Here is a 12285-nt window from a genome sequence, read left to right as displayed (position 1 = left end):
ACGAGTATGATGGATGGATGGCAGCGTGCCTTTGTCCTGCATAGTCGTCCCTGGAGCGAAACCAGCCTCATGCTGGACGTCTTCACGGAAGAGTCGGGCCGCGTGCGCCTTGTTGCGAAAGGCGCACGTTCCAAACGTTCTAACCTGAAAGGTGCCTTACAGCCTTTCACTCCCTTGCTGGTTCGTTTTGGTGGGCGAGGGGAGGTCAAAACCCTGCGCAGTGCCGAAGCCGTCTCTCTGGCACTTCCTCTTTCTGGTATCACGCTGTACAGCGGTTTGTATATCAACGAACTCATCTCGCGCGTTCTTGAACATGAGACTCGCTTCTCTGAACTTTTCTTCGATTATCTGCACTGTATTCAGGCGCTGGCGGGTACCACCGGTACCCCCGAACCTGCGCTGCGTCGTTTCGAACTGGCTCTGCTGGGACATCTGGGATATGGCGTCGATTTTCTGCATTGTGCGGGGAGCGGAGACGAGGTCGAGGACACGATGACCTATCGTTATCGGGAAGAAAAAGGTTTTATTGCCAGCGTCGTAATCGATAACAGCACATTTACCGGTCGTCATCTCCGGGCGCTGTATGAGCGCGAGTTTCCCGATCAGGACACACTGCGCGCCGCAAAACGCTTTACCCGCATTGCCCTCAAGCCGTATCTTGGCGGCAAGCCCTTAAAGAGCCGCGAATTATTCAGGCAGTTTATGCCGAAACGTTAGAGACAGAACCAAAAGAAAACCGAGGATTGTCATGGCTGAATTACTGTTAGGCGTCAACATTGATCATATCGCCACGCTGCGTAATGCGCGCGGCACGGCTTATCCTGACCCGGTTCAGGCGGCATTTATCGCCGAACAGGCTGGCGCCGACGGCATTACCGTTCATTTGCGTGAAGACCGTCGCCATATCACCGATCGCGACGTACGTATTCTGCGTCAGACGCTGGATACCCGTATGAATCTGGAGATGGCCGTCACGGAAGAGATGCTGGCGATTGCCTGCGAGACTAAACCCCATTTCTGCTGCCTGGTACCGGAAAAGCGTCAGGAAGTGACGACCGAAGGCGGTCTGGATGTTGCAGGGCAGCTCGACAAAATGCGCGATGCCTGCAAACGTCTGGCTGATGCCGGCATCCTGGTTTCTCTGTTTATCGACGCCGATTTCGCCCAGATCAAAGCGGCAGCCGATGCGGGCGCACCGTATATCGAAATTCATACCGGTTGTTATGCTGATGCTGAAAGCGATGCTGAGCAGGCCAAAGAGCTGGAGCGTATCGCTAAAGCAGCCACTTATGCCGCAAGCCTGGGCCTGAAGGTCAATGCTGGACATGGCCTCACCTACCACAACGTTAAGGCCATCGCCGCCCTGCCGGAAATGCATGAGCTGAATATCGGCCATGCGATTATTGGCCGTGCAGTGATGAGTGGCCTGAAAGAGGCGGTATCAGAGATGAAACGTCTGATGCTGGAAGCGCGCAAGTAATGGCCATTCTGGGCTTAGGCACGGATATCGTTGAAATAGCCCGCATTGAAGCGGTGATCGCCCGTAGCGGCGATCGCCTGGCAAGGCGTGTGCTAAGCGATAACGAATGGGCCATCTGGGAAGCGCATCAGCAGCCGGTGCGTTTTCTGGCCAAGCGTTTTGCTGTGAAAGAAGCGGCCGCCAAAGCCTTTGGTACGGGTATTCGAAATGGTCTGGCATTTAACCAGTTTGAAGTGTTTAACGATGAGCTGGGTAAGCCACGCCTGCGTTTATGGGGCGAGGCGCAAAAGCTGGCTGAGAAGCTGGGCGTGAACCACATGCACGTGACGATCGCGGATGAACGCCACTATGCAAGCGCAACGGTGATCATCGAAAGTTAAAGTTTGTCCGCATGATGCATCAGGACAAACTTATCCCATAGCTGCTCTTCGCTCTCGACGTGTGCCGGATCTTTCAGGATAGTATTGGGGATCGGGCACACTTTCTGACAGGTCGGCGTCTCATAGTGACCGATGCATTCGGTGCAGCGGTCGCTGTTAATTTCATAAATGCTGTCGCCCATCGAAATCGCCTGGTTCGGGCATTCGGGTTCGCACATATCGCAATTGATGCATTTTTTGGTAATTAACAGCGCCATCAGGAAATTCTCAGAAACAACACAAACTGGGCGGGCATTATACGCGTCAAACCAGTTTCTTTACCAGTTCTTCGCTGTGGCGAATGCGCTCGGGTGCGTGTTCCAGATCCTGCTGCACCAGCGCCATAAACAGCAGATCGGTCAGCATCATTTGCGCACTGGTGGACGAGATAGCCGCACTGCGCGTAGCCTGCTCTTCGGCAATGGTATATAAACAGCGCGTTGCCCGCTGTTGCAGGGCATTCGGAGTAAAGCCGGTGATTGCCAGAATTTTACCGCCGACACGCAGGGCTTCGTCGGTCGCCATGTTGATTTCACGACGCTCACCGGAATAGGAGATTGCCAGCAGCAGATCGTCAGGATCCATCGCCTGTACAGTCGCCAGCAGGGCGTGCATATCCTGCTCGACAATGGCGTTATAACCGATTTTGGTTAGCTTCCAGCCAAAATTACGTGCCACCAGGCCGGATGCGCCAATTCCGGTCAAAATGATACGCCGTGCTGCACGTAGCATCGCCACGCTCTCCAGCAGTTTCTCTTCCGTGTTCACATCGAGCGTCGCATGCATGGCCGCGACATTCTCTTTAATCAGCTTTTCCCCAACCAGACGCATCGGGTCATCACCACGGATCTGGTTATGTACGGGCATCGACTGCGGATTGGGGTTACTCACCAGCGCTTCGCTAATCGCCAGTTTGAGGGCGGGAAAGCCCTTAAAGCCAATCTTCTGGGCAAATTTCACCACGCTTGATTGACTCACGCCGGCTTCACTCGCCAGCTGCTGCGAGCTGAGATGGCGGGCGCGATCGGGCTGAGAAAGCAGAAAATCCGCCAGCTTTTTGTCGCTTTGAGCAAAGCCTGCATACCGCTGGCGAATACGAATTAAACAGTTCATAGGTTCTCCTGGCGAAAATGTGATTATCTGCGCAAATACGAATTTTGCTCGCCTGAATGAATTTTATATTCCATTATAGTGTGATTATTATGAATTAAAAATTCCTGAGGTACAAAACATGAATCTTGGCTCACTTGTTTCAGAAACGCGTAACCCGCAAACCATGGATCTGGATGCACTTTCCACCCTTGAGCTGGTTAACCGTTTTAATCAACAGGATACGCTGGTGGCGCAGGCAGTGAAAGAGACATTACCTGAGGTGGCGAAAGCTGTCGATGCCGCGGCGGAAGCACTGAAGGCGGGTGGTCGTATTATTTATATGGGGGCCGGAACCAGCGGGCGTCTTGGCGTACTGGATGCGTCCGAATGCCCACCGACGTTTGGTGTTCCACACGGTCTGGTGGTCGGGTTGATTGCCGGTGGTCCAGGTGCGCTGCTGAAAGCCGTTGAAGGGGCGGAAGATAACAAACAGCTGGGCGAGGATGACCTGAAGGCGCTGAATCTGACAGCGAAGGATCTGGTGGTCGGGCTGGCGGCATCCGGACGCACGCCGTACGTCATTGGCGGGCTGGAATACGCTAACCAGACCGGCTGCACGACGGTCGCCATCTCCTGTAACCCAGGCTCACTGATTGCACAGGTGGCCGCTATAGCTATCTCTCCGGTGGTCGGGCCGGAAGCGCTCACCGGCTCCACGCGCCTGAAATCCGGGACCGCGCAAAAGCTGGTGCTCAATATGATCTCCACCGGTGCAATGGTGAAGTTCGGCAAGGTTTACCAGAACCTGATGGTGGATATGCAGGCGACCAACGTCAAGCTGGTGGACAGAGCCTGCCGCATGGTGATGGAGGCGACGGGCGCAGGGCGTGAAGAGGCAGAAGCGGTGCTCAAACAGACCGATCACGATGTTAAACCGGCCATTCTGATGATCTTAAGCGGGCTGGATGCGGCGGCCGCGAGAGCCAAACTCGATGCGCATAACGGTTTCTTACGGGCGGCATTAGAAAACTAACAGAGGCGTGTATGGATAAAACAGCAGCGCTCGCCAGCAATATCCTGCAAGGAATTGGTGGGGAAGAGAATATTCAGCGTCTGGAAAACTGCATGACGCGCGTGCGGGTCGAAGTGCATAACGATGATCAGCTTGATGTGCCGCGTCTGAAGCAGCTTTCCGGCGTCAGCGGCTACGTGAAACAGGGGCAACAGCACCAGTTGATCGTCGGGCCGGGGAAAGCGGCACAGGTGGTCGACGCCATGCGCGCACTGATGGGCAGCGGAGCAAGCGTGTCGATTGACGATGCTGAACGCACCAAAGCGCAGGCAAAGGCCAAATACAAAGCCCCAATGAGCGATGCGCTGCGCCAACTGGCAAACGTCTTTATTCCGTTGATCCCAGCGTTCATTGCTTCTGGTTTGATCACCGGGATCATTAACATCCTCAAGCGCCCGGATATTGTTGGGGATTTTGCCACTCAGTATCCGAATCTGCTGGGTATTCTCGGGATTTTCGGCAGCGCAGTGTTTGCCATCATGAACATTCTGGTCGGGGTGAACACGGCTAAGGTGTTTGGTGGCTCGCTGGCCATGGGCGGGGTGATGGCAGGGATTTTATCCAGCCCACAACTGGCACAGATAACCCTGTTTGGCGAGGCGCTTCAGCCGGGACGCGGCGGGGTGATTGCTGTACTGCTGGTGGTGATCCTGATGTGCTGGATCGAGAAAAAATTGCGTGCTCTTTTGCCCGGATCAATTGAACTTATCCTCAATCCACTGCTGACGACTCTTATCACCGGCAGTGTGGCGATTGTTGCACTGCAACCCCTGGGCGGCTGGATCTCAGAAGCGATTGCCCATGGCGCGTCTTTGGCTATCGATCGCGGCGGCCTTTTGGTGGGGGCGGTGCTGTCTGGCACTTTCCTGCCATTAGTGCTGACCGGTCTGCATCAGGGTCTGGTACCGATCCATGTCGAGCTGGTGCAGACGCACGGTTACAACGCGCTTCTGCCTATCCTCTCTATGGCAGGCGTGGGACAGGTTGGTGCGGCCATCGCTGTGCTGATGAAAACCCGTAATATGCGCCTGAAAAAAGTGATTAAAGGCGCACTTCCTGTCGGTTTGCTTGGCATTGGTGAACCGCTGATTTTTGGCGTCACGCTGCCGCTGGGCAAACCGTTCCTCGCTGCCTGTCTGGGTGGTGCGGTAGGTGGAGCACTCATCAGCTACTGGAAAGTCGCCACTGTTATCACTTTTGGACTGTCCGGTTTACCGCTGGCGTTGACCATCGTGACCGGAAAAGTGATGCTCTATCTGTTAGGCTATTTAGTAGCGGTGATAGCCGGGTTCCTGTTTACCTGGCTGTTAGGATTCAACGATCCAGAGGAGTAAGGTTTGGCAAATTACGAGCGTCGCGTTGTCTTTTTCGACCTGGATGGAACGCTGCATCAGCAGGATATGTTTGGTACGTTTATGCGCTACCTGTTGCGGCGTCAGCCTCTGAATGCACTGCTCGTATTACCGCTCTTACCCGTGATTGGCATCGCGCTGCTGGTGAAAGGCCGGGCAGCGCGATGGCCGATGAGTCTGCTGCTGTGGGGATGCACGTTTGGCCACAGTGAATCGCGACTCAAACAGCTCGAACAGGATTTTGCACACTGGTTTCGCGGTCATGTCGCCGCGTTTCCTGTCGTTCAGGCGCGTCTCACCAGCTATCTCGATGCGAACGATGCCGATATCTGGCTGATTACCGGTTCACCGCAGACGCTGGTTGAGCAGGTCTATTTTGATACCCCATGGCTCCCCAGGGTGAATCTTATCGCCACACAGATTGCTCGCGGTTATGGCGGTTGGGTGCTCACCCTGCGTTGCCTGGGACATGAAAAAGTGGTGCAACTGGAGAAACGCATCGGTACACCACTGCGTCTTTACAGCGGCTACAGTGACAGTAAACAGGACAATCCGCTGCTCTATTTTTGTCAGCATCGCTGGCGCGTCACGCCGTCAGGGGAACTTCAGCAACTCGAATAGTCTTCTCTCTGGAGGGTGTGTATAATGCCGCCCGCTTTTAGACCGGAGTATCAACCCTTGTCCAATCCTGAACACAATCATGAATACTGGATGCGCCACGCGCTAACGCTGGCTCAACGTGCCTGGGAAGAGGGCGAGGTCCCCGTGGGTGCCGTGCTGGTTTACAACAACCAGGTGATTGGAGAAGGCTGGAATCGCCCGATTGGTCGTCACGATCCCACTGCTCACGCCGAAATCATGGCGCTTCGACAAGGTGGGCTGGTGTTGCAAAACTATCGCCTGCTCGACACCACGCTTTACGTGACGCTTGAACCCTGCGTGATGTGTTCTGGTGCGATGGTACACAGCCGTATTGGCACGCTTGTCTTCGGTGCGCGGGATGAAAAAACCGGCGCTGCCGGCTCACTGATGGATGTTCTGGGACACCCGGGGATGAACCATCAGGTTAAGACTATCGGCGGGGTGCTTGCACCAGAGTGTTCGGGGCTACTAAGTGATTTCTTTCGAATGCGCCGGCAGCAGAAAAAGCAACAAAAGGCAGAATTGAAGTTGTCGGACGATTAAGTTCATCCGGTGTCACAACCGGGTAACTTTGAGCCAGTTGTTTTGCCTCTGCCGCTTCTTTCTCTTTTTCCAGCAGGTATCCTACCAGGCTTATCTGATATTTACGGATATTTTCCACATAGGCGTAAGCCTCATGTCCGCGTGCGTAGCCATATGTCAGCTTGTTGTACCAGGGTTTCTGGCTCAGCAGGGGCAACCGCTGTTTAACGTCTGACCAGCTGTCCGGGTTACCTTTCGTTTTCGCCGTCAGCGCTCGCGCATCAAGCATATGCGCATAACCCATGTTGTAGGCGGCCAGCGCGAACCAGATCCGCTCTTCTTCCGGCACTGTTTCCGGTACCTTGGCCATCATATCCTGCAGGTAGCGTGCACCACCGCTGATGCTCTGTTCGGCATCGGTACGGTCATTCACACCCAGGCTCAGGGCGGTATTTTTGGTTAGCATCATTAAACCGCGTACGCCCGTGGGCGACGTGGCCTGGGTATCCCAGTGAGATTCCTGATAGGAGATAGCCGCCAGCAGTTTCCAGTCAATTTCCTGGGCGTATTTTTCAAACAACGGCTGCAGATCCGGCAAGACACCGTCTATCGCGCGCAGGAAGCTGCGGGTGTCGACATAGTCAAAGTCGTCACCGTGACCGAGATACTTCTCCTCCAGACGCGCCAGGGTACCGTCTTCATTGATGGTATTGAAGAAATCGAGCATCGCCGCAGAGACGGTCTGATCGTCGTCGAGCTGGGTAAACCAGGTAACGGGTTGTTCATCTGTCACGTCCAGCGCTACGGCGATCTCAGGGTGAACGCGCTGGAAAAGACTGATCGCAACCGAATCAGCGATGGTATAGGGCAGTTTCTGATTTTTAACCTGTTCCAGCAGTTCCGTAGTGCCGAGTTTGGGATCGACTGTCCAGCTCAGGTCCGGGTATTTCTTCTCCTTGAGCTCACGCAGATCGTCAATCACCACATGGCCGGGGGCAATCGTCAGTTGTTGATCGTTAATGGTAGCAAGCGTGCGCGGGCGAACGCTTCCGACACGGTAGACCAGTTGCTGCGAAACGGAGTAGTAGGTCGGGCCTGGCTGATAGTTCTTGCTGCGCTCGCTGTTATACACCAGCCCGGCCGCGAGCATATCGGCATCGTCGTTATCGAGGTCATCAAACAACTGGTTGATATTCTGGCGGACGGTAATTTTAAGCTTTACGCCAAGATAATCGGCGAACTGTTGGGCCAGTTCGTAATCCAGACCAATAACTTTGCCGTTGATGTCGCTGTAGATCAGCGGAGAGTTTAGGGTACTGACGCGCAATTCCCCCCGCTCCTTTATGGCGGCGATACGGTTTTCGGCTTTGCCGAACCAGGGGATAGAAGGCCAGAGGGCCACTGCCAGCAGCAACGTCACAATGCCGATGAGCAGATAATTAATCTTTAATTTTTTCAATTAGTTAATTCTCTGCGACGCCGGTTGCCTCAGTCTGCTGTAGCCATGTTAATAATAAGGTTTGCCATTGAATGAGCGGCATTTTGCGTAAACTTGCGCCACTTGGCAACCCATTAGAGAGACAGGTCACATCTATTGTTAAACATCTGCGTAGATTTTATTTCGACGCAAACGGTTTCGTCGGCGCTCAGGATTCTCTATAATGACGCCCGTTTTCCCCCCTTGCGCACACTGTAAGCGCCCCGGCGCTTCGAAGACGAGAGACTTATGATGGAAATTCTGCGTGGTTCGCCTGCACTGTCTGCCTTCCGTATTAACAAACTGCTGGCACGTTTTCAGGCGGCCGACCTTCCGGTAAGCAATATTTACGCTGAGTATGTCCATTTTGCTGACCTGAATGCCCCCCTGAATGCAGAGGAGCGCGTACAGCTGGAACGCCTGCTCAAGTATGGCCCAAGTCTGAGCAGCCATACGCCAACCGGCAAACTGATCCTTGCGACACCGCGTCCGGGCACCATCTCCCCCTGGTCTTCCAAAGCCACCGACATCGCCCACAACTGTGGCCTGAGCCAGATTAACCGTCTGGAACGCGGCGTGGCGTACTATGTGGAAGCTTCCACTCTGAGCGAAGAACAGTGGCAGGCGGTTGCAGCTGAGCTTCATGACCGCATGATGGAGAGTGTTTTTGCCTCTCTCGATGACGCGCAGAAGCTATTCTCCCACCATCAGCCTGCGCCGGTACAGAGCGTGGATTTGCTGGGGCAGGGGCGCCAGGCACTGATTGACGCGAACCTGCGTCTTGGCCTGGCACTGGCAGAAGACGAAATTGATTATCTGCAGGATGCGTTTGTTAAGTTGAACCGCAATCCGAATGACATCGAACTCTATATGTTCGCGCAGGCCAACTCTGAACACTGTCGTCACAAGATTTTCAACGCCGAATGGGTTATCGACGGCGAACAGCAGCCGAAGTCGCTGTTCAAAATGATTAAAAACACCATGGAAAAAACCCCTGACCACGTGCTGTCTGCCTACAAAGACAACGCTGCGGTAATGGAAGGTTCCGAGGTGGGCCGCTTCTTCGCCGATCGCGAAGCAGGGCGCTATGACTTCCATCAGGAGCCCGCGCATATCCTGATGAAGGTCGAAACCCATAACCACCCGACGGCGATCTCCCCGTGGCCGGGTGCGGCGACCGGTTCCGGCGGTGAAATCCGTGATGAAGGCGCAACGGGCCGCGGTGCAAAACCAAAAGCCGGTCTGGTCGGTTTCTCCGTTTCCAACCTGCGCATCCCGGGTTTTGAACAGCCGTGGGAAGAAGATTTCGGCAAGCCAGAGCGCATTGTAACTGCGCTGGATATCATGACTGAAGGCCCGCTGGGCGGCGCGGCGTTTAACAACGAATTTGGTCGTCCGGCGCTGAACGGTTACTTCCGTACCTATGAAGAGAAAGTGGACAGCCACAACGGCGAAGAGCTGCGCGGCTACCACAAACCGATCATGCTGGCGGGCGGGATCGGCAACATTCGCGCCGATCACGTGCAGAAAGGCGAGATCGTCGTGGGCGCGAAGCTGATCGTACTGGGCGGTCCGGCAATGAACATCGGCCTGGGCGGTGGGGCGGCTTCTTCTATGACCTCTGGTCAGTCTGATGCGGATCTCGACTTTGCTTCCGTGCAGCGCGACAACCCGGAAATGGAGCGTCGTTGCCAGGAAGTGATCGACCGCTGCTGGCAGCTGGGTGAAGCTAACCCAATTCTGTTTATTCACGATGTGGGCGCGGGCGGTTTGTCTAACGCCATGCCGGAGTTGGTGAGCGACGGCGGTCGCGGTGGTCGTTTCAACCTGCGCGACATCCTGAGCGATGAGCCGGGTATGAGCCCGCTGGAAATCTGGTGTAACGAATCTCAGGAACGTTATGTTCTGGCCGTTGCAGCGGATCAATTACCGCTGTTTGACGAGCTGTGCCGCCGCGAGCGTGCGCCGTATGCCGTTATTGGTGAAGCGACCGAAGAGAAGCATCTCTCCTTAAGCGACACCCACTTTGACAACCAGCCGATCGATCTACCGCTGGACGTTCTGCTCGGTAAAACGCCGAAGATGACCCGCGACGTTGAAACCCGCAAAGCGGCAGGAAAAGCGCTGGATCGTCAGGGCATTACCGTTGCGGAAGCGGTCAACCGCGTGCTGCACCTGCCGGCCGTGGCAGAGAAAACCTTCCTCGTGACCATCGGCGACCGTACCGTGACCGGTATGGTATCGCGCGATCAGATGGTCGGCCCGTGGCAGATCCCGGTCGCTAACTGCGCCGTGACCACCGCGAGCCTCGACAGCTACTACGGCGAAGCAATGGCGCTGGGTGAACGTACCCCGGTGGCGCTGCTGGACTTCGCGGCCTCTGCTCGTCTGGCCGTCGGTGAAGCGCTGACTAACATCGCTGCAACCCAGATTGGCGATATCAAACGTATCAAACTTTCTGCGAACTGGATGGCCGCTGCTGGTCACCCGGGTGAAGACGCAGGCTTGTATGAAGCGGTAAAAGCGGTGGGTGAAGAGCTGTGCCCTGCGCTGGGCCTGACCATTCCGGTAGGTAAAGACTCCATGTCGATGAAGACCCGCTGGCAGGAAGGCAACGAGCAGCGCGAGATCACCTCTCCGCTGTCGCTGATTATCTCCGCCTTTGCTCGCGTGGAAGACGTTCGTCATACCGTTACGCCGCAGCTCGTGACCGAAGACAACGCCCTGCTGCTGATTGACCTGGGTAAAGGCAACAACGCGCTGGGTGCGACCGCGCTGGCGCAGGTTTACCGTCAGCTGGGCGATAAGCCGGCAGACGTGCGCGATGTGGCGCAGTTAAAAGGCTTCTACGATGCCATCCAGGCGCTGGTTGCGCAGCGTAAGCTGCTGGCCTACCACGACCGTTCCGACGGCGGCCTGCTGGTGACGCTGGCAGAAATGGCTTTCACCGGCCACTGTGGCGTGGAAGCGAATATTGCCTCTCTGGGAGAAGACCGTCTGGCGGCGTTGTTTAACGAAGAGCTGGGCGCCGTGATTCAGGTTCGTGCGGCAGATCGCGACGCGGTTGAAGCGATTCTGGCGAAGCACGGTCTGGCAGATTGTGTGCACTATCTGGGTAAAGCCGTTCAGGGCGACCGATTCGTCATTGAAGCTGACGGTCATGCCGTGTTCAGCGAAAGCCGCTCCACGCTGCGTATGTGGTGGGCAGAAACCACCTGGCAGATGCAGCGTCTGCGCGACAACCCGGAATGTGCCGATCAGGAGCATAACGCGAAGGCAAATGACAACGATCCTGGCCTGAACGTGAAACTCTCCTTCGACATCAACGAAGATGTTGCTGCGCCGTACATTGCGACTGGCGCGCGTCCGAAAGTGGCCGTGCTGCGTGAGCAGGGCGTTAACTCCCACGTTGAGATGGCCGCAGCCTTCCACCGCGCGGGCTTTGATGCCATCGATGTTCACATGAGCGACCTGCTGGCAGGCCGCACCGGTCTGGAAGATTTCCAGGCGCTGGTGGCGTGCGGTGGCTTCTCCTACGGTGACGTGCTGGGCGCGGGTGAAGGTTGGGCGAAGTCCATTCTGTTCAACAATCGCGTGCGTGACGAGTTCGAAACCTTCTTCCACCGTCCGCAAACCCTGGCGCTGGGCGTGTGTAACGGCTGCCAGATGATGTCCAACCTGCGTGAGCTGATCCCGGGCAGTGAAGCCTGGCCGCGCTTTGTGCGCAACCAGTCTGACCGCTTCGAAGCGCGTTTTAGCCTGGTGGAAGTGACTCAGAGTCCTTCTCTGCTGCTGCAGGGCATGGTCGGTTCGCAGATGCCAATCGCGGTGTCTCACGGCGAAGGTCAGGTTGAAGTGCGTGACGCCGCGCATCTGGCTCAGCTGGAGAGCAAAGGCCTGGTGGCGCTGCGCTTTGTCGATAACTTCGGTAAGGTCACTCAAACCTACCCGGCCAACCCGAACGGTTCGGCAAACGGTATCACTGCTGTTACCAGCGAAAGCGGTCGCGCAACCATCATGATGCCGCACCCGGAGCGTGTATTCCGTACCGTGAGCAACTCCTGGCACCCGGAAAACTGGGGCGAGGACAGCCCGTGGATGCGTATCTTCCGCAACGCGCGTAAACAGTTGGGTTAAGCAATAAAATGAATGCAGGCCCGGTGAGCGGAAACGCCACCGGGCTTTTTTATATCTGTCGCAAAACCGCGACAACGCAGTAAAAGGTGTGT

At 55.8% G+C, this 12285-nt stretch carries 11 protein-coding genes; 8 read left to right on the top strand and 3 right to left on the bottom strand.

Annotated elements, in window-relative coordinates:
* Window positions 1–9: 9 nt before the first annotated feature.
* From recO to acpS, 3 genes are read left to right on the top strand one after another with little or no spacing between them, the layout of a single operon-like run.
* Window positions 10–717 (top strand): DNA repair protein RecO, encoded by a 708-nt coding sequence (gene recO, locus ACLHV8_RS16590; protein ID WP_028016061.1) that lies wholly within the window; start codon window positions 10–12, stop codon window positions 715–717.
* Window positions 718–748: 31 nt separating this feature from the next.
* Window positions 749–1480, top strand: coding sequence for a pyridoxine 5'-phosphate synthase (pdxJ, locus tag ACLHV8_RS16585; protein ID WP_028016062.1), 732 nt, complete (start codon window positions 749–751; stop codon window positions 1478–1480).
* On the top strand, window positions 1480–1860 hold the full coding sequence (gene acpS / locus ACLHV8_RS16580; protein WP_028014094.1) for a holo-ACP synthase: 381 nt from the start codon (window positions 1480–1482) through the stop codon (window positions 1858–1860). The genes pdxJ and acpS overlap by 1 nt, the downstream gene beginning before the upstream one ends.
* On the opposite strand, the gene ACLHV8_RS16575 is transcribed toward acpS, so the two are convergent.
* Both ACLHV8_RS16575 and ACLHV8_RS16570 read right to left on the bottom strand, forming a co-directional pair.
* Window positions 1857–2117 (bottom strand): YfhL family 4Fe-4S dicluster ferredoxin, encoded by a 261-nt coding sequence (locus tag ACLHV8_RS16575; protein ID WP_008502177.1) that lies wholly within the window; start codon window positions 2115–2117, stop codon window positions 1857–1859. The two genes, acpS and ACLHV8_RS16575, sit on opposite strands and share 4 nt — an antisense overlap.
* Window positions 2118–2163: 46 nt before the next feature.
* Complete coding sequence (locus tag ACLHV8_RS16570) at window positions 2164–3012, bottom strand: MurR/RpiR family transcriptional regulator (RefSeq protein WP_208594770.1); 849 nt, start codon at window positions 3010–3012, stop codon at window positions 2164–2166.
* Between the two features lie 118 nt (window positions 3013–3130).
* On the opposite strand from ACLHV8_RS16570, the gene murQ reads away from it, so the two are divergent.
* The 4 genes from murQ to tadA are packed head-to-tail and all read left to right on the top strand — an operon-like array spanning window position 3131 to window position 6600.
* Entirely contained in the window at window positions 3131–4024 is an 894-nt protein-coding gene (murQ, locus tag ACLHV8_RS16565) for an N-acetylmuramic acid 6-phosphate etherase (protein WP_410376988.1), read from the top strand.
* An 11-nt stretch (window positions 4025–4035) separates the two neighbouring features.
* Window positions 4036–5397 carry a PTS transporter subunit EIIC gene (locus tag ACLHV8_RS16560; RefSeq protein ID WP_028016065.1) on the top strand — a complete coding sequence of 454 codons (1362 nt, stop codon included), beginning with the start codon at window positions 4036–4038 and terminating at the stop codon, window positions 5395–5397.
* Window positions 5398–5400: 3 nt separating this feature from the next.
* Window positions 5401–6036 (top strand): phosphatidylglycerophosphatase C, encoded by a 636-nt coding sequence (gene yfhb / locus ACLHV8_RS16555; protein ID WP_208594771.1) that lies wholly within the window; start codon window positions 5401–5403, stop codon window positions 6034–6036.
* 24 nt (window positions 6037–6060) lie between these two features.
* Window positions 6061–6600 (top strand): tRNA adenosine(34) deaminase TadA, encoded by a 540-nt coding sequence (tadA, locus tag ACLHV8_RS16550; RefSeq protein WP_108090923.1) that lies wholly within the window; start codon window positions 6061–6063, stop codon window positions 6598–6600.
* Here the strand turns inward: tadA and mltF are convergent.
* A complete protein-coding gene (gene mltF, locus ACLHV8_RS16545; RefSeq protein ID WP_208594772.1) occupies window positions 6488–8038 on the bottom strand; it encodes a membrane-bound lytic murein transglycosylase MltF in 1551 nt (516 codons plus the stop codon). The two genes, tadA and mltF, sit on opposite strands and share 113 nt — an antisense overlap.
* Window positions 8039–8305: 267 nt before the next feature.
* Between mltF and purL the strand changes: the two genes are divergently transcribed.
* Entirely contained in the window at window positions 8306–12193 is a 3888-nt protein-coding gene (gene purL, locus ACLHV8_RS16540; protein WP_208594773.1) for a phosphoribosylformylglycinamidine synthase, read from the top strand.
* The last annotated feature ends 92 nt before the right edge of the window (window positions 12194–12285 follow it).

Source organism: Enterobacter sp. CPE_E863, assembly GCF_046521465.1.
Classification (GTDB): Bacteria; Pseudomonadota; Gammaproteobacteria; order Enterobacterales; family Enterobacteriaceae; genus Enterobacter; species Enterobacter adelaidei.
This window is presented reverse-complemented; position numbering and strand designations above follow the sequence as displayed.